22 protein-coding genes, 1 tRNA gene and 1 pseudogene are annotated in these 25643 nt (G+C 64.8%); 19 read left to right on the top strand and 5 right to left on the bottom strand.

Annotation, left to right across the window (positions count from 1 at the left end; genetic code table 11):
• The first annotated feature begins 347 nt into the window (after window positions 1-347).
• The gene (locus QM809_RS18870) at window positions 348-1541 is read left to right on the top strand and encodes a hypothetical protein (protein ID WP_415047384.1); all 1194 of its coding nucleotides are present in this window, start codon (window positions 348-350) and stop codon (window positions 1539-1541) included.
• Window positions 1542-1979: 438 nt separating this feature from the next.
• On the opposite strand, the gene QM809_RS18865 is transcribed toward QM809_RS18870, so the two are convergent.
• Complete coding sequence (locus QM809_RS18865; protein WP_415047383.1) at window positions 1980-2213, bottom strand: helix-turn-helix domain-containing protein; 234 nt, start codon at window positions 2211-2213, stop codon at window positions 1980-1982.
• A 141-nt stretch (window positions 2214-2354) separates the two neighbouring features.
• Between QM809_RS18865 and QM809_RS18860 the strand changes: the two genes are divergently transcribed.
• From QM809_RS18860 to QM809_RS18830, 7 genes are all read left to right on the top strand, one after another.
• On the top strand, window positions 2355-2744 hold the full coding sequence (locus QM809_RS18860; protein ID WP_415047382.1) for a DUF732 domain-containing protein: 390 nt from the start codon (window positions 2355-2357) through the stop codon (window positions 2742-2744).
• Between the two features lie 357 nt (window positions 2745-3101).
• A complete protein-coding gene (locus QM809_RS18855; protein WP_415047381.1) occupies window positions 3102-3563 on the top strand; it encodes a hypothetical protein in 462 nt (153 codons plus the stop codon).
• Window positions 3560-4501 carry a hypothetical protein gene (locus tag QM809_RS18850; RefSeq protein WP_415047380.1) on the top strand — a complete coding sequence of 314 codons (942 nt, stop codon included), beginning with the start codon at window positions 3560-3562 and terminating at the stop codon, window positions 4499-4501. Before QM809_RS18855 ends, QM809_RS18850 begins: the two co-directional genes overlap by 4 nt.
• Window positions 4502-4828: 327 nt before the next feature.
• On the top strand, window positions 4829-7102 hold the full coding sequence (locus QM809_RS18845) for a bifunctional DNA primase/polymerase (protein ID WP_415047379.1): 2274 nt from the start codon (window positions 4829-4831) through the stop codon (window positions 7100-7102).
• A 230-nt stretch (window positions 7103-7332) separates the two neighbouring features.
• On the top strand, window positions 7333-8145 hold the full coding sequence (locus tag QM809_RS18840; RefSeq protein ID WP_415047378.1) for a hypothetical protein: 813 nt from the start codon (window positions 7333-7335) through the stop codon (window positions 8143-8145).
• Window positions 8146-8383: 238 nt separating this feature from the next.
• A complete protein-coding gene (locus tag QM809_RS18835) occupies window positions 8384-8989 on the top strand; it encodes a recombinase family protein (RefSeq protein WP_415047377.1) in 606 nt (201 codons plus the stop codon).
• A 2-nt stretch (window positions 8990-8991) separates the two neighbouring features.
• The gene (locus QM809_RS18830) at window positions 8992-10422 is read left to right on the top strand and encodes a tyrosine-type recombinase/integrase (RefSeq protein ID WP_415047376.1); all 1431 of its coding nucleotides are present in this window, start codon (window positions 8992-8994) and stop codon (window positions 10420-10422) included.
• A gap of 833 nt (window positions 10423-11255) precedes the next feature.
• On the opposite strand, the gene QM809_RS18825 is transcribed toward QM809_RS18830, so the two are convergent.
• Window positions 11256-11885, bottom strand: a complete 630-nt coding sequence (locus tag QM809_RS18825; RefSeq protein WP_415047375.1) for a DUF6731 family protein — start codon at window positions 11883-11885, stop codon at window positions 11256-11258.
• A 157-nt stretch (window positions 11886-12042) separates the two neighbouring features.
• A tRNA-Leu gene (locus QM809_RS18820) sits at window positions 12043-12119 on the bottom strand.
• Between the two features lie 113 nt (window positions 12120-12232).
• On the opposite strand from QM809_RS18820, the gene QM809_RS18815 reads away from it, so the two are divergent.
• From QM809_RS18815 to QM809_RS18795, 5 genes are all read left to right on the top strand, one after another.
• A complete protein-coding gene (locus QM809_RS18815; protein ID WP_415047374.1) occupies window positions 12233-12970 on the top strand; it encodes a hypothetical protein in 738 nt (245 codons plus the stop codon).
• Window positions 12967-13626, top strand: a complete 660-nt coding sequence (locus QM809_RS18810) for a DsbA family oxidoreductase (protein WP_415047373.1) — start codon at window positions 12967-12969, stop codon at window positions 13624-13626. The genes QM809_RS18815 and QM809_RS18810 overlap by 4 nt, the downstream gene beginning before the upstream one ends.
• Before the next feature lie 152 nt (window positions 13627-13778).
• Window positions 13779-15992, top strand: coding sequence for an MMPL family transporter (locus tag QM809_RS18805; RefSeq protein WP_415047372.1), 2214 nt, complete (start codon window positions 13779-13781; stop codon window positions 15990-15992).
• A 40-nt stretch (window positions 15993-16032) separates the two neighbouring features.
• Window positions 16033-16656 (top strand): TetR/AcrR family transcriptional regulator, encoded by a 624-nt coding sequence (locus tag QM809_RS18800; RefSeq protein WP_415047371.1) that lies wholly within the window; start codon window positions 16033-16035, stop codon window positions 16654-16656.
• 58 nt (window positions 16657-16714) lie between these two features.
• A complete protein-coding gene (locus QM809_RS18795; protein WP_415047370.1) occupies window positions 16715-17602 on the top strand; it encodes a Bax inhibitor-1/YccA family membrane protein in 888 nt (295 codons plus the stop codon).
• Window positions 17603-17771: 169 nt separating this feature from the next.
• Here the strand turns inward: QM809_RS18795 and QM809_RS18790 are convergent, their stop codons facing one another.
• Window positions 17772-18509 carry a hypothetical protein gene (locus QM809_RS18790; RefSeq protein WP_415047369.1) on the bottom strand — a complete coding sequence of 246 codons (738 nt, stop codon included), beginning with the start codon at window positions 18507-18509 and terminating at the stop codon, window positions 17772-17774.
• Window positions 18510-18881: 372 nt separating this feature from the next.
• The gene (locus tag QM809_RS18785) at window positions 18882-20105 is read right to left on the bottom strand and encodes an acetyl-CoA C-acetyltransferase (protein ID WP_415047368.1); all 1224 of its coding nucleotides are present in this window, start codon (window positions 20103-20105) and stop codon (window positions 18882-18884) included.
• Between the two features lie 77 nt (window positions 20106-20182).
• Between QM809_RS18785 and QM809_RS18780 the strand changes: the two are divergent.
• The 6 genes and pseudogenes from QM809_RS18780 to QM809_RS18755 all read left to right on the top strand — a co-directional run bounded on the left by QM809_RS18780 (window position 20183) and on the right by QM809_RS18755 (window position 25624).
• A pseudogene (locus tag QM809_RS18780) lies at window positions 20183-21593 on the top strand (cystathionine beta-synthase).
• The gene (locus tag QM809_RS18775) at window positions 21590-22741 is read left to right on the top strand and encodes a cystathionine gamma-synthase (RefSeq protein WP_415047367.1); all 1152 of its coding nucleotides are present in this window, start codon (window positions 21590-21592) and stop codon (window positions 22739-22741) included. Before QM809_RS18780 ends, QM809_RS18775 begins: the two are co-directional and overlap by 4 nt.
• A gap of 560 nt (window positions 22742-23301) precedes the next feature.
• The gene (locus QM809_RS18770) at window positions 23302-23571 is read left to right on the top strand and encodes a hypothetical protein (protein WP_415047366.1); all 270 of its coding nucleotides are present in this window, start codon (window positions 23302-23304) and stop codon (window positions 23569-23571) included.
• Window positions 23572-23585: 14 nt separating this feature from the next.
• Window positions 23586-24206, top strand: coding sequence for a DUF3558 domain-containing protein (locus QM809_RS18765; RefSeq protein ID WP_415047365.1), 621 nt, complete (start codon window positions 23586-23588; stop codon window positions 24204-24206).
• Between the two features lie 505 nt (window positions 24207-24711).
• Window positions 24712-24996, top strand: coding sequence for a hypothetical protein (locus QM809_RS18760; protein WP_415047364.1), 285 nt, complete (start codon window positions 24712-24714; stop codon window positions 24994-24996).
• A complete protein-coding gene (locus QM809_RS18755; RefSeq protein ID WP_415047363.1) occupies window positions 24986-25624 on the top strand; it encodes a DUF3558 family protein in 639 nt (212 codons plus the stop codon). Before QM809_RS18760 ends, QM809_RS18755 begins: the two co-directional genes overlap by 11 nt.
• The last annotated feature ends 19 nt before the right edge of the window (window positions 25625-25643 follow it).

Genomic DNA, 25643 nt, shown 5'->3' with positions numbered 1-25643 from the left:
ATATCCGCAGGCCAGGACCCATGAATCGCTAGTAGCGGCCTACCGCTGGATCACCGGCTGAGTACCGCCAGACCGCCCTCGGCGGCGGGGGTGGGGCGGGGGTGGCACGGCGTCGGAGGGTGGGCCTACGGTGGCAGGTATACCGCTGCGCGTAGGGCAGCGCCCCAGTAGCGGTACGCGCGCCCGCGTGGCTAGAGACCAAGTAGGTACGCGCCCTCGCCGCAACAGCGGCGGAACGAGCCAGGTCGTATCCGGCTCAAGAATGAAACCCGTTCGGTCAGCGGCCGAAATTTGGCGGAAGGAAGCCGCCGGTCACCTTTCCCGCACGACCGAACCGGAGCAATCCAATGAACCCGTATTCCCTGACCGACTTTCAAGCTCTGCGCGCTCGCTTCAGCGAGCCCGACGCAATCTTCGCGATGGGCGGTGACAGTGGCCGCGTCGGCTACAGCACTGAAGGCGACGTCCTGGTTTCCCAGACCGCCGACGGCGTCGATCTCAACTCCATCTGGAACGAGACCGCCGGAGCGATGTCCAAGTGGAATCAGCAACGCAGCGCCTTGGCGTCGCTGGTCTCGTATCCGACGGTGAACATGGCCGACGCCATTCCGCAGACCATCGGCGGCGATCATTTCGAGGTCGCCAGCGAGTATGGCGAACCCCACGGCCTGCGCGCCGAACCGGACGCGCTGATTCTCGGCTACACGTTCGAGGACTACGACCTGGCCAGTCGGATGACCTGGAAGTTCCTGCGCAGCGCCAGCGCCGAACAGGTCTACAGCGTGATCAACCGCGCGATGGAGTCCGACAACCGGCTTGTCACGGGCCAGATTCTCCGGCGGCTGTTCGACCCGGCCGAGGGACTGAACGAGGTCGGCCACCGCGTGTTCGGCCTCTACAACGGGACCGACGGCATGGTGCCGCCCGCATACGCAGGACAGAAGTTCACCTCGTCCACTTCGCACTACCTGGTCTCAGGCAACAGCGCCCTGGACCCCGGCGACCTGGTCGACGCGATCGAGCAGGTATGTAGCAAGGGCTTCGGTGTCGATCCATCCTCGCGGCTGATCGTGCTGTGCCACCCAAACGAAGCCGAGACCATCTCCACCTTCCGCGCCGGACTGGAAACCAACGGCGTGGAATCAAAGTACGACTTCATCCCGAGCGCAACCGCCCCGGCGTACCTCACCGCCGAGAACGTGGTCGGCAAGGTCGCTCCAGGCGAGTTCGGCGGGCTGGAAGTGCTCGGCAGCTACGGCCCGGCGTGGATCATCCCCAGCTACTACCTGCCCGCCGGGTATGTTGCCGTCGTGGCGACGGGCGGGCCGAATAGCAACCTGAACCCGATCGCGTTCCGCCAGCACGCCAACTCGGCCTATCGGGGCCTCCGGATCATCCCGGGTCGCGACCAGCGATACCCATTGCAGGATTCGTTCTTCCAGCGCAGTTTCGGCGCGGGCATTCGGTACCGGGGCGCGGCGTGCGTGGTTCAGATCAAGGCGAGCGGCGCGTACGTGGCTCCCGCGTGGGACTGGCGCTGATGGCTGCGAGCGTCCGCAGTTCTCAGCGCGACCCCGACGGGCCGGGCGAGTATTCATGGAGATCCAGCCTCTCCGACGCCCGACCTGCCGACGGTGGAAGATACCGAGGAAGGTCGCCGGCGATGACGGAACCTTCCGGACTTCGCGCCTTAGCTGACGAACTCGCTGATCGCGACGGGCGTGAACGATGACCGGCACCGCTGCCGGTACCGCGTTGACGCGCCACGCGGCCGACCTGCGCACCGACCCAGCCACGCAAACCGTAGGCATACCGCCCAGCCAGGCGCGAGGCCACACAGCCACAACCGCATGGCCGCGCTGCACCGTAGCGCCCAACGCCTAGCGGGAACGAGTAGCCGTTCACCGTCGGATCCCGCCGAACGCCGGACCCCAGCCTCGGCGGGATCCGCCGTATTCGTACCGGATACGGGCTCAGGCCTAGTCCGTCCGATCCGAATCTGGAGTCTCGGACGGCAGACCGTCAAGGAGCGCACCCGGCGTGGTCTGGAGCCCTTCGGCGATCTTGAGAATGTTCTCTAGACGGCTACTGCGCTGGCCGCGCTCCACCATCCCCAAGTGCGTGAAGTGAATGCCGATCTGGTCGGCCGCGTACTCCTGACTCCAATCCAGCGCGTTTCGCCGGTTCCGTACTCGCTCCCCGAACACGATCATCGCGGGGGTAGCAGGGTTCTTCCGGCGGGGCACGGTGCCCTAGCTCATACGTTCAGAGTACAAGCGACCAGAGTGCGAACAACGTAACCGCAGGTAGTGCTACTATCGGCGCATTCAAATCACTCAGATAGGACGAGGAAGATGAAGAAGACATACGTGGCCCTATGCACTGGGGTCGCGGCCCTCTCGCTGCTCACTGCATGCGGTGGCCGCGATGCCAGCGCTCCCGCAGTTTCGAGCACGACCACCGTCACGAGTCCCTCCGCAACTACACTTACCGCTCAAGAAGAGAAGTTCCTCGGGTCGTTAGGGCCGTTGTCCGCGTACTCGCAAGAAGAAATCGATTCCGGACAGCAGGAGTTCTTGGACGAGGCCAAGGCGGTGTGCTCGGACGCTCGAAGCTACGGCGTGAAGGTAGCCGGAGACAATGCAGGAGCCTGGGCGGAGGCGCGAGGCGACATCGACCAGCAGGGAAGAGGGCTCGCCGTGGCCGCAGTCTCGCACCTCTGCCCCGAGGTTGCCAAGTCCTAGCCGCCACTCAGGGAATCCAGACATTTTGGACTCCCCTTGCCGTAAGTCGCCCGCTGGTCAATGACAGGTGGGCGACTTTCGTCACGCTCCGTTACATCGGCGGAGGATCATAGATTCGGCGGAGACGCGGACGGAGGATCCCTTGTCGCGCAAACGATCACGACTCGCTAGGTGCGGCCGGGCTACGGTGCCGTTTGCTATACTTAGTACCGTGCCCGGCAGTTAGGCGCACCACGGACCACATCGATGGTCCGAGGAACACGAGTTGCGCCCTTACGAGGACGCAGTTTCCTGGAAGGTTTCGGCCGCGAGGTCGGCGTACAGCAGTCCCTGATTATTCATGGGACCTTCCAGAGCTTGGCAGTGAGGAAGGCCGCGCGAACCAGCGCGCAGACCTTGGCGGCGCAGAACCGCTCAGCTGGCGCAGCGAACACATCAATCCTTACGAGGGGCGTGTTCGCCGTCTGCTTCTTTGCTCGCTGCGATCTCACTCCTCTCCTCCCCAAGAGAGGCAACGCTGTGAGTCAGCGAATCTACAACCAGCAAGTTCAGGCTAGACAGCTCCGGAAGCCCACTGAAGCCATCCAGATTCAGCTGAATGACCTTCCAACGATCCGAGGTCGCGACGGAGCGGTGGACTACCTCAACGACGTGTTCGGCGTTCCCATCACCCCGACGCGAATGAGGACGGCGATCGAAGGTCGCGAACTGCCAGTCTACAAGATCTCGGGCTGCAACTACTTCAGTGAACGCGACCTGTACCTGTGGGTTAAGAGCCTCGCGCGCCCCACTGTTCGTCGCGGCCCCGATGCCGCATGAGCAGCAAGAATCCCGGTCGCCGCGAAGAACTGGGACGCAGGTTCCCTGCTCTGTCGATGAAGTCGGATGAGCTGCTGTCTGTGGTTGATCCGCTCGCGGAGCAGATCCTCGCGCTTCACCAGCCGCTCGTCAACCGCATGACGCGGGACGACGTGAAGGGCCTACGTCGCGCGCGGGATCTGTCACCGCTCGCGAATGAACACCCTGTGATCCGTGCTTCTTTAGACCGCGCGCGGAACAACGAACCACCCAGCTGTCACCCGTTCACGATGGAGTACTACGGGGAGGAAGCCATCCGCGAAATGGAGCAGAGCGCCAACCCTTACCGACGCAAGATCGCCGAGGCGATCCGCATGGGCGTGGACCCGTTCGACTCGCTTTCGCTCCACTCAGACGAGTTCCCCTCGCGGGTGCTGAGGAACACGGGCCGTCCCCCACAGCCGCGATTTCCGAAGGGGCGCGAGTACACCGAGCAGGATCTCCGAGATCACGACCGGAATCGTCGCTACTACGACGGCCCGCACGTGACGAGGGAGATCGCCGACGCTGATCGGCTGTGCGAGCTTGACTACGATCGGATCGCGAGGGGCGGCTTCCCCGCTCAGACGGTGGTGGTCCACAACGCTCCCAACGACGTCGGCACCATCCCGTATCCGGTGCCGCTCTGGACCACCCCCGAGCGCGTCTTGCTGCTGGCCTGGCATGACCCCGAGACGGACCGTTACGCCGAGTGCTGGCATTGCCAGGAGTGGGAAGACACCGGAATCCGGTGGCTGATGATGGTCTCGTGTGGAGCCACCTTGAGGGTTCTGCCGACCTGCCGTCAGTGTCGCCGACGATTCACTCGTGACCTGCCCGACGGGCTGGACTACCTCGATCTGGACGATCGCTCGTTTTTCCGCGACGGCTGGCCCGACGACGCCTACCGGCTCGTGTAGCCGCCTTGCCCGCGCCTGATGGCCTATCGCTGCGGCCTGAGTTCGTCACACTCGGGCCGGACTGTAGCGCGGGCCGCTGTGGCGGTACGTAACCCATCTCAACTCGGTCGCCGCCCCGTAGGCGGTCTGTTCACCGATTCGATCCCACATATCCGTTGACCCCCGCCAGTTCGACAAGGCGGGGGTCAACGGAGAGACGACACGGAAAGCGTCAACATGACCCATGATACCAGCCCCGACCAGGCAGAACCCGATCGAAAATCTCGAAAGTCGTTGCGGTGCAAGATAATATCGTCACCGGATGATCCGGGTCTACGAGTGCCGGACGTGACCGATCTGGGCCTGCGAGACGCCGCCCTGGCGTACGCCGAGGCGGGTTGGTTTGTTTTTCCCCTCGCACCAGGCCGCAAGGACCAGCCGGTCGTCAAGTACAGCACCGAGTCCACCCGAGACCCGGATCAGATCAACGAGTGGTGGCAGGCGAACCCCGACTACGGGATCGCCCTACATGTTGGCCGCAGCGGCGCGGTCGCGTTCGACCTGGATCGCGACGACCTCGCCGAGTTGCCGGGAGACATGGCTGACGCCCTGCGCCTGGGCGTGTTCCAGTCCAGTCGGCGCGGGATGTCCGATCGCGGACACTACGTGTTCGCCAACGGCGGCTTGGAGTACTCGAACAGCGCTAAGGCGTTCGGTCCGTATGGTGAGGTCCGAGGAAAGAATGGGTACATCGTCGCGGCTCCGACACCTCACGCCAAGGCTGAGGGCGGGGGTGGGTATCAGTGGGCGAAACCCGCCGCCGTTCCCGAGTTGCCCGAGGTACTGCGCGAAGTGCTCCGGCATCGGATGCAGCAGGCTCCTGCCGACGAACAACCGACGTTCACCGAACCCGAGTTGCGGCGATTCCTCGACGCTCCCGAGCACCAGTTGCGAAGCGACCCCGGTCGATTCAACGGGCCTCGCAACTTGTTCCGCAATCAGGTGGAGGCGGGCGTAAGTATCCACGTCACGCTTCTGGACGCGCTGTGTTGGGCGTTGCGGGAGGTCCGTGCGGGTGCCTATTCGGCGATGGATGTGGTCGGTGTTTTCCAGACGGACTTTCACGACGCGTTCACATGGCCGACTCGTACACCTGGCGACCGCGACCGGCCGGGCGACAACGAGTTCTATGACGCCCTCGCGTGGGCGGCGGCGCAAGTGCAGCCGGAAGACCCCGAAGCCCTGCGTCAGCGCATGGAGCGGCTCGCCGAAGTCGACGAGGAAGCGTTCTGGACCGCCCGCCCTGAACTGGAACAGTTGCGGACCTTCGCTCGCGCGCGGCGCGTCGGTCCCTGGGCGACGTTCGGTGCGGTGCTGGCTCGGGCGGTGGCCGTCATCCCGCCGTCGGTAGTGCTGCCTCCGCTCAGGGGCGGGCACGGGAGCCTGAACCTGTTCGTGGCGGTAGTAGCTCCGTCGGGTAAAGGCAAGGGGACCGCGGAATCCGCCGCCGAGGACTTCCTCATCACCGACCCCGATGTCCACGAGGCAACGCCGGGCAGCGGCGAGGGCATTCCTAAGGAGTACGCCTACAAGCAACGCACCCGACAAGTGGACGTTCGCAACTCGGTGCTGTTCACCGTGCCCGAAGTGGACTCGTTGGCCGCTTTGAAGAATCGGAGCGGTTCAACGCTGATGGCCGAACTCCGCAAGGCATGGGTCGGTGAGCCGCTGGGATTCAGCTACGCCGCCGAAGAGAAGAAGCTCAGCATCCGCAAGCACCGCTATCGGATGACGATGGTGGTCGGGGTGCAGCCGGGGCGGTCTCAGACATTGTTTGAGGACGCCGACGGAGGAACACCGCAACGGTTTCTGTGGTTCCCGACCACCGACCCACACCGACCCAAAGGCTGTCCACTCGTCGCCGGTGAACCGCTGAGGCTGTCCCGCTGGCGGGGTGGGGTACTGGTCACCACAGGGCCAACGCTGACCTCCTCGACCTCGTCAGTTGACGACGACGTCACCGGCACCGCCCAGTACTCGTTCGATTTGGAAGGGCTACAGCTTTCCGAGCGACCAGACCCCGACTCGTTTCACGTTCTGGAGGTACCGCAGGTCGTCGTCGACGCAGTGGACGCCGAAACAGAACGCGACCTCGACGGCGACTACGGCAACGAACTAGACAGCCACGGAACGCTCCTACGGATGAAGATCGCCGCCGCGCTGATGTGGCTGAACGGACGCACCGACGCCATCACCGACGAGGACTGGGAACTGGCGGGCGCGGTCAAGGCGATCAGCGACCGCACCCGCACGCAAGCAGTCGGCACGCTTCGGGAACAGGCCAACACCGCCAACGAAGCCCGAGCCAAGGCGGAGGCGGCGAGAGACGTCATCCGCAAGGAAGTCACCGACCAGGCAGACCTGGAACGAACGCTGAGCCTCGTCCGCAAGCACCTGTGCACGGCAGGCCGAATGACCCGACGTGAAGGCACTAAGAAGCTGAAGCCCGAACTGCGCCCGCACTTTGACGAAGTCATCGACCGGCTGGTCGGCGCAGGCGTCGCCGCCCGGGAAGAAGGCAAACAGGGCAGCTACACAGTCGTGTGGAAGGAGGCGGAATGAGTCGATTGCAAGTCGCGGCGTGACGCGGGTGAGGTGGGGTACCGGGGTACCAAGTACCCCGCCCGGCGCAAAACGCGCCACGCGGCCACACCTAAAGACCAGGTAAATAGCAGAAAGTACCAATCACGGGGGTGAGGGCATTCGCAGGCGGTGGGGTACCTGGTACCCCAGTACCCCACCCAGCGGTAGTGCAGCACCCCGCACCATCCAACAGCGTTCAGAAGGACGTCATGACCGACAAAGATCACATCGAAGATCCACAAGGCAGCACCCTGGCTCCCGAACCAAGCGGCCCCGGTCCCGGCAGATGGGTGCCGGACCCGGACGATCCGGAGTACGAGGTATGGGAGACAGCACCTAAGGAAGTCGCCGACGACCGCCCCGACGACGACCTGAGTTGGCAGGACGGGCGGCAACCTACGAGGACGTGCAGCGCGCACCGGACCAACGGCAAGCCGTGCCGTAAGGCCGCGATCAACGGCGGTACCGTGTGCGCCACGCACGGAGGCCGCGCCCCACAGGTGAAGCGTGCTGCCCGCGCTCGCCTGGAGAACGCTGCCGACCGGATGGCCAAGGAACTACTGAAGATCGCCGTCAGCGACGACGCGCCGGACAGCGTAAAGCTGTCGGCGATCAAGGACGCGCTGGATCGCGCCGGACTTTCGGCCAAGACCGCCGTGGAGGTGTCGGTGGACCCCAAGCCGTTCGAGCAGGTCTTGGACGTGATGTTCTCGGGTGGCTCGCGGGCTGGAAGTCGTTCCCGCCGAGGCGAAGTGGACGACGCCGACCCCGAGCACGACTGGATCGACGCCGAGATAGTTCTGGCCGAGATTGCCACTGGGGGCGGCCAGACCGCTACCGCACATCGACCGCGTACCGCGCCGGTCGCCGGCGGCGACGCCACCCGTGAAGTGGCGATCACGCGGGAGGTTGAGGAGCCGAAAGGTACGGGCTATCTGCCGTTGGAGGACGCCTTGGTTCAGCTACGCAGAACCGCGCCGCCGCCCCAAGCTCCCGCCGCCCGGCGCAAGGGCCGACGTTAGACCGGGCTGAGCTCTCGCTCAGCGCCGTAGCGGGCGCGGTACGCCTACTGCCACCGCAACCGGGCTATATCGCCGCAGGTCCGAGCCTCGCCGCGTCCGGCATGACAGACGAACGAGTAGATAGTGAGTTACATCACATATGGCTACGGTGGGGGTGCAAGGGCGCAAGGGGCAACGCGCCCCCTGGACTACCACGGGACCGCAGGAGGAAGCAGTGAGAGTCATCGGATACGTGCGAGTGAGCACTCGGGAGCAGGGCGAAAGCGGACTCGGCCTGGAAGCGCAGCGCGAGGTCTTGGAGCGGTGGTGCGCGGCGCGAGGCCATGAACTGCTTACCGTCACGACCGACGTCGTCAGCGGCGTGAAGGGCGACAGCATGTACGGGCGCGAGGTCGCCGTCGCCGCTGTGGAGTCCGGCGTGGCGCAAGGCCTCGTCGTCCGCGCGCTGGACCGCGTCACCCGAGACCAGCTGGACGCCGCGCAGATCATGAAACGCGCCAACGACTACGGATGGCGACTGATGGATTGCGAGGGCGCGGACAGCGGCGACCAAAGCCAACGATTCCAGGCCGATATTCGCCTCGCGGTGGCAGCCGAAGAACGGCGCAAGATCAGCACTCGTACGCGCGAAGCCTTGGAACAGAAGCGAAAGCGCGGCGAGGGCGGCCTCGTAAGCACCACCGCGCAGCGCCGAATCCAGGTACTCGCGACACAGGGACTCGGAGCCAAGGCCATCGCTTCGCAACTCACCCGAGAAGGAATCCCTACCGCTAAAGGCGGCGACGAGTGGAGCTACAGCACCGTCCGCCGCACCCTGGCACGACTCAACGGAAAGGCAGCCTGATCATGGCACGCATCCGCGCCCACGAGACGAAGCAGAAGAGGGACGGGCGACCAGTCAAGCGCTACGAGGTGATCTGGAAGGAGCCGGTCCGCGACGAGTACGGGCTGCCGGTCCCTGTTGATCCGGCGAAGCCGAACGGGCGCAAGCGAACACGAGACCGCCAGGAGTCCTATGGGACCCGCGCTGACGCGGAGGCGCGGCGCGACGAGTTGAACGCCGCCCGGCACACGGGCCAGACCGGCGCGCTGGCCGAACAGCGACGCGCGGGTGACTTACCGTTCGGACACTACGCGCAGGCGTGGATCGAGAGTCAGTCGTTGAAGGTCGCGCAGGGCCGACTGAAGCAGCGCACTCTTGACGGCTACGAGAAGAACCTGCGTTGCTATGCACTCGCGCACTTCGGCGGACAGGCAGTCGGCACCATTAGCCCGCGAGACTGTGAGCGCTTCCTCGCCGGGCTCGTCGGTAAGGGTTCGCGGCAGAACGGCGGCGAGCCGATCAAGCCCGCGACGGTGAAGCACGCATGGGGCACGTTCCGCCGGGTGATGAAGTACGCCATGCAGCAGGGCGCGCTCACTGCGAACCCCTGCGACCGGGTGGACTTCCAGACTGGCAGGGCAACCAGCGAGACGGAGAAATTTGAGCACCATCCGCTCACCGCGCAACAAGTCGCGCAGGTGAGCGCAGCCGTCGCCGGCGAGGTCGGCGACCTGCCCGCGTATCCGATCTACGCGCTGATGGTGGACTTTCTCGCGTACTCGGGGTTCCGCAGCGCCGAGAACGCCGGGTTGGAAGTCGGTGACCTCCAGTTCATCAGTCGCCCTGGCCAGCCGTTGCAATGCTCGGTGCGAGTGCAGCGCACGAAGGAGCGTCGAGATAAGGAATGGGTTACCGGCACGCCGAAGTCGAAGAAATCGCGCCGGACGGTGCCGCTGCCGCAGTGGCTCGCTGAGCGCGTTTTCGTCTATCTTCGCGACGTTCACCCGCGCGGTGATGAGGCCGCCGCGCCGTTGTGGCCGAGTCGGAAGAACGGCGGGGGATACCGAGCCAAGGGTGAGCGGTACGCGGTGCCGCACGACTGGTCGCAGCCGTTGGCGATGGGGACGTTCTACGACACGATTCTTAAACCGGCTCTGCTGGCCGTCGGCCTTCCGGTCAGCGCCCCGGCGACGGACGAGGGTCCCGCAATGCGCGGCGTCCGACTTCACGACCTGCGCCACACGTTCGCCACCATGCAGCTGATGGCGGGTGTCCACTTCATGCAGGTGTCCAAGTGGCTCGGCCACAGCACGTTCGTTTTGACGCTTGACACTTACGGCGACTGGATTCCCGAAGAGGACGGCGGTGCGCAGAACAGCCTCCCCGAGCCGACCGCCCGGGCGCACTCGTCGCGGACGGAGGCTTCGAACGTGATCCAGCTATTTGGAGGCTAGGTTCTTACGATTCGCCGAGAGGGTCGCCGAGTTGAGTTTGCTGATAGGCAGTATCGTCAGCCTTCACCAGTTCGAGAAGGAGGGAAAGTATCCAGATTGACCGAATTGCGCTATGGATTAGAGTTAGGCATCCAAACTCGAATAGGATACTCCCTGGAAGTTTCCAACCAAACGCGTCAAGACATGCGGCGCCGATTGATGCCGCGGAGCCGAGAAAAGCAGAAGAAATTATCGAGACCCAGTTCGCAACCATTCGTTCGCCTGCGTCCATACGAAACTTTCTGAACAGGTCAGACGTTGGAGTGAGCCCGAATACGATGATGACACCAGCGAAGCCAGCAAAGATGGCGCCCACCGCAGCAAGACCCAAGTAGATTGCTGGAAGCGCGCCGGGGTCCTCTGGGTTCCACGGTACGAACAGTGGCCATCCGCGACGCCAAGCGATTATTCCGTTGACCAGGATAAACGCGGACAAAGATAGTGTTACGGCACCCGGCCAGTCGCGTAGGATGCCGTCGAATAGTTGCCATCGGACGCGCTCCTTCCTAGGGTCAGAAAAGATTCAACTCTCTGAATTTGATCGAAGCTTCGCGAAGGGCGGATGTGACTACTTCGGCCGACTGGACGATATTCGGATTTTCGCCCACGGGGACCTTGAAAACTACTTTATCCTTGATGAAATTGATCTGGTCTCGAATTAGATCGCCGTTCTCGTCCTCCCGAATAACTGTTGCCTCGGCGGATTTGGCTGCCCCCCACCCGAGGATCTCCTTGGTTTGTGAAATCAGTCTTCCTCCCAAGGTCTGTGGGGGGACTGACTGTCCAAAGCTCCATTAAAATGTCATGGTGGCTCCTTGACCAAGCCCCTCGTAAGCATTGCTCACTGCGTTAACGACCTGCCCGTCACTGTTGGCTTCCGGATTCTGGTCCTTATCGAACTTCACCGAAAATCGTGCTATATTCTGAGCTTCGTCGAGCCGCTCCATCTGGTCATGTCGGACGACTGGTCTCAGTTTGATCGAGTCCTCACCGATTTCATGTTTGATAATCCGAGTGAGCCAGTCTTCAACGGCGGAAATCGAAGGTCCTGCACTGGACCGAAGGGTTGCGACTACGTTCGTGCCTGCCTGAGCGTCGTACAGGTAGCACGGTTCTACCAGCCTACCTCCATCTTCAAGTACGAGTGGCTGCTCGTCGTCGTCGCCGACCGCGTTCTCGGGATGATCGATCGGGTCGCGGGTCTTCCCCAAGTACAAGAAGTCAGCGCTGCTGGCAACGCAGTGTCGCGCTGCGCCCCTGTATTGGATTCCGCGAATCGTCAGGAACTGATCATCCGATGACAGCGCCTCGATTCTTGACCTGAACTGCGACCAAAACCCGACGGTGAGCTCGATCTCGGTCCCATCTGGCTGTGTCCGTACGGGCTCGAAGAAGTGGACGGTTCTCTTGCGTGCTTCAGGCATTGATTGCCTCCCATCTCGGAAGTGATGATTCGCATACTGTCATGCGCCTCCGACAACTTGCCGAGCTCAGCCCCTTGAGTGGCGGGGGTGGGGCGGGGGTGGCATGCCGAGCAACACTGCGGGATACGACGTAACTACGCTGTGACCTGCGATTATGTGGTGCCCCCGGTCGGGCTCGAACCGACACTGCGCGGATTTTAAGTCCGCTGCCTCTGCCAATTGGGCTACGGGGGCGCGGTACCCAGGATGCCACGACGGCGCCGGTCCCGGACATCCGACCCGCCCGGGCCGCACGGTCTTGTGGAAGCGCGGATATGCAGGGAGTATGCAGTCGTGGGAGCCGCAGGATGAATCGTGTCGGGGCCGCCGTCGTGGGCGGGGCCGGGATGTTCGGCGTGATCGCGCTGGTCGACTGGTGGATGTTCGTGCGGCCGTCGTCGAACGACGTGCCGATCAGCCAGATCGCCGTGCTCGTCCTGGTGACGGGCACGTTGCCGGCGCTCGCGGCGGCGATCATGACCTACCAGGCGGTGGGCGCGGTCCGCGAGGGGAGCGGGCGGCCCGCCCGGCTGCTCGCCGTCCGGACCCCGCACCGGATCGTCGCGGCGGCGGTCGGCATCGCGACCGGCGTCACGTTGCTCATCGCGTCGCGCACCTCGCTCGCGGGGGACCGCTCGGGGATCGGTGAGGTCACGATCCTCCTCCCGGCGGTGTTCCTGTTCGCGGTCGGTCTGGCGTTCGCCGCGGGCGGGACGGCGGTCGGCGGGTCGTCGTACTGGAACGGGATCTCCGCGGCCGGGCTCTCGGTGCTCGCGGCGCTGGCCGGGCTTATCGTCGTCGGACCGATCGAGGCGTGGCACTGGTATCGGACGGCCGGGACGTACCTGTTCGACGGCGATCCCGCCGTCGATTCGGGTCCGCTGCGTGCCGCGGTCGACCTCCTCTCGCCGGGTTTCCTTCTCCTGCATCTGCTCGTGTGGGTGCCCGGCGCGATCCTGGGCAGCGCCCTCGGTGCGGGGCTGGGCCGAGGGCGGGCCGGGTCTCGACGCGATATGTCGGCGCCGGATGGTTCCATAGGGGCATGAAGGTCGAGATCTGGTCGGACGTCAACTGCCCCTTCTGCTACCTCGGGGTGAGCCAGTTCAACGAGGCGCTCGGCGACTTCGCGCATCGCGGCGAGACCGAGGTGATCCACCGCTCGTTCGAGCTCGACCCGGATCAACCGCGCGGGGCGTCGGGCGACGTCGTCGAACATCTCGCGGAGAAGTACGGATTCACTCGGGAACAGGCCGCGCAGGGCGAGTTGCAGATCGCCGAGAAGGCCGAGCAGTTCGGGCTGCCGTACGTGACTGTCGGACGTGATTTCGGCGACTCCTTCGACATGCACCGTCTGGTCCACTTCGCCGCCGAGAGCGGCCGGGCCGAGGACATGCTGCTGGCGTTGTTCCACGCGAACTTCGGCGAGGAGGGCAAGCTCTTCGGCGACCGTGAGCGGCTGGTGCGGATCGCGGTGTACGAGGGGCTCGACGAGGCGGAGGTCCGCGCGGTGCTCGCCGACGAGACCCGCTACGCGCAGGCCGTGCGCGACGACGAGGCGCTCGCCCGTGAACTCCGCTGCCAGGGAGTGCCGTACTTCGTGCTGGACCGGCACTTCGTGCTCAGCGGCGCGCAGCCGGCCGAAGTGTACGCGGACTTCCTTCGGCAGGGGTGGGAGCACCACGTGGCGACCGCCGCGGAGTAGTCGGCCCGGGCGGAGACCCTGTCGGGTGATCCCCGTCATGGGGGTTCCACTCGTAGGTTAATGCTGATAACTTAACGCTGGTAACCATGTCGACGAGCTCACCCGTCGGACAGATCGGGTCCGGTGGTGGAGCGGACGAGTTGAGGTCTTCCATGCTGGAGAGTCTGACCCGGCGAGTGATCGCCGCCCCGAAACTGGTTCTGACGCTCACCGTGATCCTGCTGATCGCGGCGGGCATTGACGGCGCCGGTGCCGCGGCCAAGATGTTGCCCGGCGGGCACGAGGATCCCGGCGCCGAATCGACGCACGCGACGGAGGTGCTCAGCGACGTCTTCCAGCAGGCCGGTTCGCAGACGGTGATCAAGCTCGACGGTCCGGCAGGCACGGACATGTCCACCGACCCCGTCGCGAAGGCGGTCGGCAAGGAGCTCACCGACCGGCTCGCCGAGATCGAATGGGTGCAGGAGCCCGTCCTCACCATCTGGAACTCGCCGCAGCTCGCCGCCGAACTGCTCAGTCGGGACAAGACCTCGACGCAGATCGTCTTCGGGATCGCCGGCGGCGACGCGCACGCGCCTCAGCGCGCACACGACCTCGCCGAAGAACTGGGCGGCGAGCGGCAGGGCATCGAGATCGAGGTCGCCGGTTCGGCCCTGGTGTTCCACCAGATCGACGAGCAGACCACCAAGGATCTGCTGATCGCCGAGGCGATCGCCATCCCGGTCAGCTTCCTGCTGCTCATCGTGATCTTCGGCGGCGTCGTCGCCGCGGCCCTTCCGGTGCTGGTCGGCGTCGTGTCGATCATCGGCACCATGGCGCTGCTCCGGCTGATCACCGAGTTCGCCGACGTCTCGTTCTACGCGCTCAACCTGACCACGGCGATGGGCCTGGCGCTCGCCATCGACTACACGCTGCTGATCGTCACCCGCTATCGCGAGGAGACCGCGAAAGACCAGTCCCGCGACGAGGCGATCGTCCGCACCGTCAGCACGGCCGGTCGGACGGTGATCTTCTCCGCCGTGACCGTCGGCCTCTCGCTCGCGGCGCTGGCGATCTTCCCGATGTACTTCCTGCGCTCGTTCGCCTACGCGGGCATCGGCGTGGTGGCCGTGGCCGTCGTCGCCGCGGTGATCGTGACCCCCGCGCTCCTGGCACTGCTGGGTGAGCGGATCGACGCCCTCGACCTCCGCCGCGCCGTCCGGCGCGCGCTGGGCCGCCCCGAACCCGAACCCAAGGAGCTGGAAGACGGCTTCTGGTACCGGAGCGCCCGGTGGGTGCTGCGACACGCCGTACCCGTCGCGCTCGCCGTGATCGCCCTGCTGGTGCTCCTCGGCCTGCCGTTCGCGGGCATCAAGTTCGGTTTCCCCGACGACCGGGTCCTGCCGGCGTCGGCCACCGCGCACGCCGTGCAGCAGGAGATCCGGGAACAGTACGAGGAGAGCTCGTCGTCGAACATCATCGCGGTGGTCGAGGGCGAGGTCGACGATCAGGCGATGGCGTCGTACGCCTCGGCGCTCTCGAAGATCGAGCACGTGACCACGGTGTCGAGCTCGGCCGGGGTCTACCGCGACGGCGAGGTGGTCGCACCCGTGCAGCCCGGACTGGTGAAGGGCGACGACTCGCGCATCGACATCACCGGCGACGTGGAACCCATGCAAGACGAGGGACAGCGCCAGATCGAGGCGCTGCGTGACGTGCCGCAACCGGCCGGTGCGCAGGTCAGCTTCACCGGACTGGCCGCGGCGAACGCGGACACCGTGGCGGCGATCTACTCGCACCTGCCGTGGGTGCTGCTGGTGATCGCGGTGGCGACCTACCTGCTGCTGTTCCTGTTCACCGGCTCCGTGGTGCTGCCGCTGAAGGCGCTGGTGCTGAACGTGCTGTCGCTGTCGGCGACGTTCGGCGCGATGGTCTGGATCTTCCAGGAGGGGCACCTCGGCGGACTCGGCACGACGTCGACCGGTCTCCTCGTCGCCACCATGCCGGTCCTGATGTTCTGCATCGCGTTCGGGCTCTCGATGGACTACGAGGTGTTCCTGCTCGGCCGGATCCGGGAGGAATGGCTCAAATCCGGGCAGACCCGCGACGACAACGACCGTGCCGTCGCGATCGGGCTGGCCCGCACCGGCCGCGTCGTGACCGCCGCCGCACTGCTGATGGCCATCGTTTTCGCCGGGATCGCAGCCTCGCAGGTCTCGTTCATGCGAATGTTCGGGGTGGGTCTGGCACTCGCGGTCCTGATGGACGCGACGCTGATCCGCATGATGCTGGTGCCGGCGTTCATGCGGCTGGCGGGTCGCTGGAACTGGTGGGCGCCGGGGCCGCTCCGCAGGCTCCACGACAAGGTCGGATTGACCGAGGAGTAGAACGGGCGCGGGGGACGAGACGATGGGGAGGTGTTCGGCAGTGGCCAGAAAGCGCTCGCCGCGCGGTTCAGGGGAGCAGTTGGCCGACGAGATCCTGGCGGCCGCCACGGAGTTGCTGATCGCGCGCGGCGGCTCGGCGGGAGTCTCGGTGCGGGCCGTCGCCGATCGCGTCGGCGTGACCCCGCCGTCGATCTACCTGCACTTCAAGGACAAGGAGGAGATGCTCGACGCCGTGTGCGCGCGCTTCTTCGAGCAGTTCGACGCGGTGATGACGGCCGAGTCCGCGGGGATCGACGACATCGTCGAACGGGCCCTGGCGCAAGGACTCGCGTACGTGCGGTTCGCCATCGACAACCCGGTGATGTTCCGGGAGGCGTTCGCGCGGTCGACGCCGACGCCCACCCAGACCGACCAGGTCCTGATGACCACGGCGATCCAGCACTTCTCCGAGACCGTCGCCGAGGCGATGGAACTCGGGCTGCTGCCGCAAAGAGAGGTGACCGGGATGGTTCTGCGCCTGTGGAGTGTTGCACACGGTGTTGCCGATCTGATGACCGCCAAACCCGGGTTGCCCTGGGGCGACGACCTGTCCGTCGCCGAGGACGTGCTGCGGGCCGCGTTCAGCGGATTTAGTCAAGAATCGGTAAAGTCGGAACCAATGTGAGACGACGCGCGTTGTACAGACCAGAGCGTCCGCATCCATTCGTGAAGGAGCAATTCAAGTGCGCGAGAGCAGCAATCCGGTGATGCGCGGAGTGATCCGTGACAACCAGCCTGCCCCCTACGCCGGATTCGGTCAGGCCATCCCCGGTGGTCAGGCCGGGATGGCGCAGACCGGCATGATGCAGGCCAACCGGCAGGCCGACCCCTACCAGCAGAACTACGCGCCCGCCTCCGGTCGCACCATCACGATCGACGACGTCGTGATGAAGACCGGCATGACCCTCGGTGTGCTCGTCGTCGTGGCCATCGCGGCGTACGCCGCGATCGTGACCCGAGGCTCCGACCCCGTCGACCAGCTGACACTGGCGATGCCGCTGATGATGGTCGGCGGCATCGGCGGCTTCATCCTGGTGATGATCGCCTCGTTCGGCCGTAAGCAGGACAACCCCGCCATCGTGCTGTCGTACGCGGCGTTCGAGGGCCTGTTCGTCGGTGCGATCTCGTTCGTGTTCGCGAACGTCGCGGTCGCCGACGGGGTGAGCGCGGGCGCGATGATCGGTCAGGCCGTGCTGGGCACCATGGGTGTGTTCTTCGGCATGCTGATCGTCTACAAGGTCGGCGCGGTCCGGGTGACCCCGCGGTTCACCCGCATGCTGATGGCCGGTCTGATCGGCGTCATGGTCCTGATGCTCGGCAACCTGGTCCTGGGCCTGTTCGGTGTCGACATGGGCATCCGCAGCGGCGGCCCGATCGCGATCATCTTCTCACTGGTCTGCATCGCGCTGGCGGCGTTCTCGTTCCTGCTCGACTTCGACTCGGCCGACCAGCTGGTCAAGGCCGGTGCACCGCAGAAGGCCGCGTGGGGCGTCGCCCTCGGCCTCACCGTGACCCTGGTCTGGCTGTACACCGAGATCCTGCGTCTGCTGAGCTACCTCAACAGCGACTAGTCTGCGCGGGCCGGACGGGTTCCGGCCGGTGAGACGGACGTGAGAGTGCGGTCCGGCGGTTCCCAGGGAACCACCGGACCGCATTCTTGTGTCTTCTGCGTGTTTTTCCTCCCCGGCGATAGCGACGACGGTCACGCCAGTGGCGTCGAAACGATCGGCTTTTACCGGATCAGGTGGCGACTCCTGCGTATGTCGTCCGTAGAGCTTTGACGTCGTCTGCTTGTACCTTGGTTACCTGGAAAATCCTGTCTAGAGCAGAGACTTGTTCGGTTGCACACTGTCCGAGGTAGTTGTCCGTGTCGCCGCGTTGAAGGAACCCGCTTGTCACCAATTTGATTGCGCGTGAGACGGACTCGGGTTGACTGACGGCGAACGGCTCGACCTCGATCGGGTCTCCCGACTCGGGGATCAGGCGAAGCTGAAGGCCAAGGACGATGGCGTGTCCGTTGATTGTTTCTTTCGGCCCAACGGTGATGACCATCCGATCGACACTGTCAGGTTTGACCGTGAAGTTCACCGGGGCTGACGTCGAGTCCGACGTCAGCTTCCCGAAGTGGTAGGGGATGACGATCGAGTAGAACGCCGACACCACAGAACCGCCGCCCTGTCGGCTGCAGTTGATCATCGTTTCGTCGAGCACCTTGGCTTCGATCCGGACGATTCGAAGCGGTGAGTCTCCGGTGTTCTTGAGCGTGATGTCGACGGCCGTAGCTGTTCCGCTGCCTGGGGTGTGTGGGCTGGGATACGTGGCGTAGTACTCTTCATTGATGGCTTGAGGACTGCCGAAGCTCACGGCTGCGATCGAGCCGTCGGCACCGTGTTCACCGAGGTCGAGTCCGACGATCGCGAGTACTACGCCGACGACGGCCACGAGGGCGCCGAGGGCCGTCCAGACCCGCGGCGTCATGAAGCGGGAGAACCTCCTCCCGCCGGACTGCTGCGGCGGTGGGGCATAAGGCCGGGCGGGCGGAGCGTCGTCGACCCACAGCGGCCAGTGGGCAGGCGGTGGCCCCCATCGCGGATCGGGCCTCCAACCGGCAGGCGGCTGCCAGCCGGGATGGGGCGGTGGCGGCCAGTTCGGCGGCGGGTTGTAGCGCATGGTCGGCCTTTCCCTCGGCACTCGACGGTGCATGCACTGTACTGATTCCGTGGGGCTCCGAACCGGTCTGCGCGGAGGTTTCATCCGATCCGACGACACCGGATGCGACGAGCGGCCCCGGAGAGGTCCGGGGCCGCTCGTCGTGCGCTGCGGGGGGCGTGTGGGAGACGGGGGAGTCGGTCAGCTGAGACGTTCGACGATCATCGCCATGCCCTGGCCGCCGCCGACGCACATGGTCTCCAGACCGAAGGTCTTGTCGTGGGTCTTGAGGTTGTTGATCAGCGTGGTGGTGATCCGGGCGCCGGTCATGCCGAACGGGTGACCCAGGGCGATCGCGCCGCCGGAGACGTTCAGGCGGTCGTGGTCCATGCCGAGCGCCGCGGCCGAGCCGAGGACCTGGACGGCGAAGGCCTCGTTGAGCTCGTAGAGGTCGATGTCGTCGATGGTCATGTTCGCGATCTTGAGGACCTTGCGGACCGCTTCGATCGGGCCGAGACCCATGATCTCCGGGGACAGGCCGGTGGCGGCGGTCGCGACGATCCGAGCCAGCGGTTCCAGACCGAGCTCCTTCGCCTTGGTGTCGCTCATGATGACCAGCGCGGCGGCGCCGTCGTTCAGGGGGCACGCGTTGCCCGCGGTGATGGTGCCGTCGGGTCGGAAGACCGGGTTCAGCCCGCTGATCTTCTCGTAGGTGGTGCCGGCGCGCGGGCCGTCGTCGGCGGTCACCTCGGTGCCGTCGGGCAGGGTGATCGGGTCGATCTCGCGGGCGAAGAAGCCGTCGGCGATGGCCTTCTCGGCGCGGTTCTGGCTCAGGACGCCCCAGCGGTCCTGGTCCTCGCGGGAGATCCCGGTGTAGCTCGCGACGTTCTCGGCGGTCTGTCCCATCGCGATGTAGACGTCGGGGAGTTCGTCGTCCTCGCGGGGGTCGTGCCACGGGCCCAGGCCGCCCTGCGCGGCGCGGGCGGTGCGTTCCTCAGCCTCGGCGAACAGCGGATTCTTGGAGTTCGGGAGGCCGTCGGCCGCGCCGGTGGTACCGAAGCTGGAGACGCTCTCGACGCCCGCGGAGATGAAGACATCGCCCTCACCTGCGCGGATGGCGTGCATCGCCATGCGGGTGGTCTGCAACGACGACGAGCAGTACCGGTTCACGGTGACGCCGGGGACGTGGTCCAGACCGAGTTCGACGGCGGCGACGCGTGCGATGTTGTAGCCGCCGGCGCCGCCGGGCTGACCGATGCCGACGTGGATGTCCTCGATGTCCGACAGCGGGAGCTGGGGCACCTTCGAGATCGCGGTGGCGATCATCTGCTCGAGGAGTTCATCGGGTCGCATGTCTTTGAGCGAGCCCTTACCGGCTCGACCGATCGGGGAACGGGCGGTGGCGACGATCACGGCTTCAGTCATTCCGTCAGCGTAACCGAGTTATGTGCATGTTCGGACCTGAGTCGTATTCGGAATCGGAGAGTGCCACGATAGGAGGCATGCGTATCGCGAATCACGTCGTCGACCTGGTCGGAAACACGCCGCTGGTCAAACTCAACTCGGTCGCCAAGCCGGGAGCCGGTCTGGTCGCCGCCAAACTCGAGTATCTCAATCCCGGCGGCAGTTCCAAGGACCGCATCGCGACGAGGATGATCGACGCCGCCGAGGCCTCCGGCGAGCTCAAGCCGGGCGGCACCATCGTCGAGCCGACGTCGGGCAACACCGGTGTGGGGCTGGCGCTGGTGGCGCAGCAGCGCGGCTACAAGTGCGTGTTCGTGTGCCCGGACAAGGTGGCCGAGGACAAGCGGAACGTGCTGCGCGCGTACGGCGCTCAGGTCGTGGTGTGCCCCACCGCGGTGCCGCCGGAGCACCCGGACAGCTACTACAACGTCTCCGACCGCCTGGTGCAGGAGATCGAGGGCGCGTGGAAGCCGAACCAGTACGCGAACCCGAACGGTCCGCGCAGCCACTACGAGACCACCGGCCCGGAGATCTGGAAGGACACCGAGGGCACGGTGACGCACTTCGTCGCGGGCGTCGGCACCGGCGGCACCATCACCGGCACCGGCCGCTACCTCAAGGAGGTGTCCCAGGGGCGTGTCAAGGTGGTCGGCGTGGACCCGGAGGGATCGGTCTACTCGGGCGGTTCGGGTCGGCCGTACCTGGTCGAGGGCGTCGGCGAGGACTTCTGGCCGGACGCCTACGACCCGACCGTGCCCGACGAGATCATCGCGGTCTCCGACGCCGACTCGTTCGAGATGACCCGGCGACTGGCGCGGGAGGAGGGCCTGCTGGTCGGCGGATCGTGCGGCATGGCCGTCGTCGCCGCCCTGGAGGTCGCCGAACGCGAGGGGCCGGACGCGGTGGTCGTCGTCCTGCTGCCGGACGGCGGTCGCGGATACCTGTCGAAGATCTTCAACGACGACTGGATGAGCAGCTACGGATTCCTGCGGACGCCGCTGGAGGGGGACAAGCCGGAGTCGACGGTGGGCCAGGTGCTGCGCGGGAAGACCGGTGCGCTGCCGGATCTGGTGCACACGCACCCGCAGGAGACCCTGCGCGATGCGATCGAGATCCTGCGCGAGTACGGGGTCTCGCAGAATGCCCGTCGTCGGCGCCGAACCGCCGGTCGTGGCCGGTGAGGTCGCCGGTTCGGTGAACGAGCGCGACCTGCTGTCGGCGGTGTTCGAGGGGCGGGCTTCGCTCGCCGACCCGGTGTCGTCGCACATGGGCAAGGCGTTCCCGATGATCGGCTCCGGCGAACCCGTGTCGGCGGCCATGGAAGCTTTGAGCACCTCCAATGCGTTGATGGTGGTGGAGGACGGCAAGCCGATCGGCGTGATCACCCGCCACGATCTGCTCGCCTACGCCAGCAACCACCCGCTCCCGACTCGTGAGGACAGCAAGTGAGCGACCATTCGAACGACGGCTTCTCGACCAAGGCGATCCATGCGGGCTGGGAGCCCGACGGTCGCACGGGCGCGGTGAACGTACCGATCTACGCGTCGTCGACGTTCGCGCAGGACGGCGTCGGCGGCATGCGCGACGGCTTCGAGTACTCGCGGACCGGCAACCCCACGCGCCGGGTCCTCGAAGCGAACATCGCGGCACTGGAGAACGGTGCGTACGGGCGGGCGTTCTCGTCGGGCATGGCCGCCACCGACGCGATCCTGCGTGCGGGACTGCGTCCCGGCGACCACCTCGTCATCCCGAACGACGCCTACGGCGGCACGTTCCGACTGATCGACAAGGTGTTCTCGCAGTGGGGGATCGACTACTCGGTCGCGCCCGTGGTCGACGTCGAGGCGATCACCGCGGCGATCACCCCGAAGACCAAGCTGGTGTGGGTGGAGACGCCCACCAACCCGCTGCTGAACGTCGGCGACGTCGCCGCGATCGCGGACGTCGCCCACGCCGGCGGCGCGAAACTGGTGGTGGACAACACCTTCGCCACCCCGTACCTGCAGCAGCCGCTCGACCTCGGCGCCGACGTCGTCGTGCATTCGACCACCAAGTACCTGGGCGGGCACTCGGACGTGGTCGGCGGAGCGCTCGTGACGAACGACGAGCAGTTCGATGCCGACATCGCCTTCCTGCAGAACGGCGCGGGCGCGGTGCCCGGACCGTTCGACGCCTACCTCACGCTGCGCGGCATCAAGACGCTCGCCGTCCGGATGGACCGGCACAGCGACAACGCGGAGAAGCTGGTCGAGGTGCTCTCCGCCAGCCCCAAGGTGTCGTCCGTCCTGTACCCGGGGCTCGACGATCACCCCGGGCACGACGCCGCCGCGCGCCAAATGCGACGGTACGGCGGCATGATCTCCGTGCGGCTGGCGGGCGGTCGTGAGGCGGCGCTGGACTTCTGTGCGCGGACCGAGATCTTCACGCTCGCCGAGTCGCTCGGCGGCATCGAATCGCTGATCGAGCACCCGGGTGCGATGACGCACGCCTCCACGGCGGGTTCGCTGCTCGAGGTGCCGGACGACCTGGTCCGGCTGTCGGTGGGCATCGAGGACGCCGACGACCTGATCGCGGATGTGGAGCAGGCGTTGCGCTGACCTCGTGCGCCGTGGAGGGTGCGTTGCCGAAGACATGCTGTTGAAGGCGTGCTTCGGGCGGTGCGCCGTGCGGGAGTGCGTCCGCGGTCGTGCGTGATCGGGTGATACGAGCCGGAACCCGGCGGGTCGGTGACCTGCCGGGTTCCGTCGTGTCAGCGGCTCTGCAGCTCTGCGGTCGTGCTGTCCGGGCTGGTCCAGCCAGTGAACATCATGGTGTTCGAAAAGTCGCGGTCCCCGGCCTTCCCAGCGCGTGATCGCCTCTGGATTCAACTGTGAATCGAGCCGAAACATCGCTGCTCGCAAGGGGTTTCGCGAATCTCGGAGCAAAAATTTTTGAAAAACCTGGAACCGGAGCACACTTTCTGACGTCTAATTATTGAGAACGATCGAAGTGGTCGCCGGGAGTGACAGCCTTCGGTCGTTCGGGTACCCGGACAGCGGCCGCACGATCGGGGGATTCGCGGCGCTCCGGGTACGGGGGAGCTGTGCTGGAGGCCGGCATCGGGGGATCCGGTCTCCAGTGCAGTCCCTGCATCGAATCGACGACGTGAGGGGGCGGCGTGAGCGAAGCGGTGTCGGCGGGGTCGGAGCGGGCGAAGACCGCGGACCGCGCGGCGGATGAGCTGGACCGGCTGATCGAGGATTCGAGACTCATACTGACGGCGAACGACTACGGTGTCGACTGTGTCGAAGGCGTCTCGTTGTTCGACGGCGCCAAGGAGCTTCTTTCGGTCTGGCGGGCTGAAGCGCACACGCTGGTGATGTCAGTGAAGACTCTCGCAAGCGACTGTCGACGGTCGGTGGCGGCGTACGCTGCTTCGGACGAGTAGTCGAGGTCGGTCGTATGGTCCGGGGACGTCGTTCTTTCGGTGGCGCCTTTGTCATCATCATCGGGATCTGCCTGTTGGGTGCTTGTGGTGCCGTGGTGGACGGTAATCCGAGCGGTGTTACTTCCGATCGTGGACAGGCCTCTCGATCGTTGCCCTTCGTTCCGACCATCGAGGACCGTTGGAACTCGCGCAACATGGGAACGGAATACGAACCCTGCAATGCTCTGACTAGTCGTGAGATCAGTGGCTTGGGCGTCGATCCCGATACCGTGCGAGACGCTGCGAGGACCTCCGGTCAGACGGCGCGAGGCTGCGCATGGAAATATCGTCGGGAAAGTTTCGATGATGAATCACGATGGAGCATTACGCAGGCCGTGGGAAATTCCAAGAGCCTCGAAGCCTATAAGATCAAGTATTCCTCGTGGCCGTGGCGGAGAGATGTTTCGATCGAGGGGCGGCCTGTCGGTGTTCGGGAGTCGACAGATGTCGATGAGTGCATGACCTACGTGCAATCAGGTACTGCTGGTGTTCATACGCTGGTGATTCATCTCGGTGATGAGCGGCGGCCCATCGACGAGGCCTGTGGTCGCGCAATCGAATTCACGAGGGCTACGGTGAGCAGGATGCCACGCTGAACTCGGCTGTGTCGGTCATGTGCATCGTGGCGCCCTGTTGCCGGCGGGACGACCCTTATCCGATGGTGGAAAGTGGAATTGATGTGCCCTGTGCCTCTGGATTGGATGGAACGCTCGATTCGTCTCAATGGATTCGGTCGGGATCTCGTGGACGACGGGGTGGGAGAAGCCGATGAATCCGGATGTCCGCGGGGCCGGCAGTTGGATGCCGACATCTGATTCGGTAATGAATCTAATCGAAAACCGCCAGCTTGCAACGGGTTTCATGACTTCGGGTGGACTCGATTCTGTGAAATATGGAACCAGATCGCGCGTTCTGACGTCTAATCATTGAGAACGGTTGAAGTGCTCGCCTGGTGTGGTGGCCCTCGACCGTTCGGGAACCCGTGGAGCGGCCGTGCGGTCGGGGGATGGCGGCTCCACGGGGTGGGGAGTCGTGCTGGAGGCCGGGAATCGGTCTCCAGCACGATCCCTGAACTGAATCGACGATATGAGGGGGGATGGTATGAGCGGGGAAGTGGTATCGGTAGGCGAAGCATGGCGTGCGCGTGCAAAGGCTGCGAATGATGCAGCGGATGAGCTTGACGGGTTAGTCGAAGCAGTCGCGAGTACTCTACGGAATAATCAGCTTGGACTCGATTGCATTGAAGGCGAGGAGCTATTCAAGCAATTATCGGCTATTGCCGTGGACTGGCGTTTGGGAATGCGAACCGAAGTGGATTATTTGAAGAATATCGCACGTCGATGTATTCGGGCATCTGAGGCTTACGGCGTTGCCGATGGCGCGTAGTGGAGAATTTCTTTATTTACGAACTACCATCTACGGATTCATTATTCTCTCTTTTCTTTCAGGGTGTGGTCAAGCTCGAGTGTCATTGCCGAATGGTGCTGTCGATATCACGTCAGGAGGATCGGTGTCAAGGAACGTAAAGTCTAGTGAATTACCGTTCAAGTCGACCTTTACGAAGCGCTGGAACAACTCTAATGATGGCACTCGATATGAGCCATGTACCGCACTTGATTCATCGAATCTCTACGTCCTGGGAATTGATTCGAGTTCTGTGGAAGATGCTGCGGGCACCGATGGGCAGACTCTTCGGGGGTGCCGTTGGCGGTATCGAATGAGAGATCGGAATAGGTGGAGCATAGCTCAGGTTGTCGCGAATTCTGAGAGTCTTGAAAACTATAAACATAAGTACTCGACAGACTATTGGCATCCGGACCTTCTAATATCTGGTCGGACGGTTGGGGTCACCGAGTCTAGAGATCTTGGTGAGTGTATGACTTATGTGCAGTCTGGTCATGCCGGTGTTTCTACCCTGGTGATTCGCCATGGTATTTCGGGGGAGAAAGTCGGTGGAGTCTGCGATCGAGCGATAGCATTCACGCGTGCAACGATCAGTATGATTCCTCGTTGACCAAGATTTGACACTTCAC

Source organism: Gordonia sp. (in: high G+C Gram-positive bacteria) (assembly GCF_047600385.1).
In the GTDB taxonomy this organism is placed as follows: domain Bacteria; phylum Actinomycetota; class Actinomycetes; order Mycobacteriales; family Mycobacteriaceae; genus Gordonia.
The sequence above is the reverse complement of the archived record's forward strand: the minus strand, read 5'-3'. Positions and strand labels throughout refer to the sequence as shown.

Bases quoted from the DNA above. Each gene is read 5' to 3' on its own strand.
- QM809_RS18870 (WP_415047384.1), top strand. From the start codon at position 348: ATGAACCCGTATTCCCTGACCGACTTTCAAGCTCTGCGCGCTCGCTTC.
- QM809_RS18865 (WP_415047383.1), bottom strand. From the start codon at position 2,213: ATGATCGTGTTCGGGGAGCGAGTACGGAACCGGCGAAACGCGCTGGAT.
- QM809_RS18860 (WP_415047382.1), top strand. From the start codon at position 2,355: ATGAAGAAGACATACGTGGCCCTATGCACTGGGGTCGCGGCCCTCTCG.
- QM809_RS18850 (WP_415047380.1), top strand. From the start codon at position 3,560: ATGAGCAGCAAGAATCCCGGTCGCCGCGAAGAACTGGGACGCAGGTTC.
- QM809_RS18840 (WP_415047378.1), top strand. From the start codon at position 7,333: ATGACCGACAAAGATCACATCGAAGATCCACAAGGCAGCACCCTGGCT.
- QM809_RS18830 (WP_415047376.1), top strand. From the start codon at position 8,992: ATGGCACGCATCCGCGCCCACGAGACGAAGCAGAAGAGGGACGGGCGA.
- QM809_RS18825 (WP_415047375.1), bottom strand. From the start codon at position 11,885: ATGCCTGAAGCACGCAAGAGAACCGTCCACTTCTTCGAGCCCGTACGG.
- QM809_RS18815 (WP_415047374.1), top strand. From the start codon at position 12,233: ATGAATCGTGTCGGGGCCGCCGTCGTGGGCGGGGCCGGGATGTTCGGC.
- QM809_RS18810 (WP_415047373.1), top strand. From the start codon at position 12,967: ATGAAGGTCGAGATCTGGTCGGACGTCAACTGCCCCTTCTGCTACCTC.
- QM809_RS18805 (WP_415047372.1), top strand. From the start codon at position 13,779: ATGCTGGAGAGTCTGACCCGGCGAGTGATCGCCGCCCCGAAACTGGTT.
- QM809_RS18790 (WP_415047369.1), bottom strand. From the start codon at position 18,509: ATGACGCCGCGGGTCTGGACGGCCCTCGGCGCCCTCGTGGCCGTCGTC.
- QM809_RS18785 (WP_415047368.1), bottom strand. From the start codon at position 20,105: ATGACTGAAGCCGTGATCGTCGCCACCGCCCGTTCCCCGATCGGTCGA.
- QM809_RS18765 (WP_415047365.1), top strand. From the start codon at position 23,586: ATGGTCCGGGGACGTCGTTCTTTCGGTGGCGCCTTTGTCATCATCATC.
- QM809_RS18760 (WP_415047364.1), top strand. From the start codon at position 24,712: ATGAGCGGGGAAGTGGTATCGGTAGGCGAAGCATGGCGTGCGCGTGCA.
- QM809_RS18755 (WP_415047363.1), top strand. From the start codon at position 24,986: ATGGCGCGTAGTGGAGAATTTCTTTATTTACGAACTACCATCTACGGA.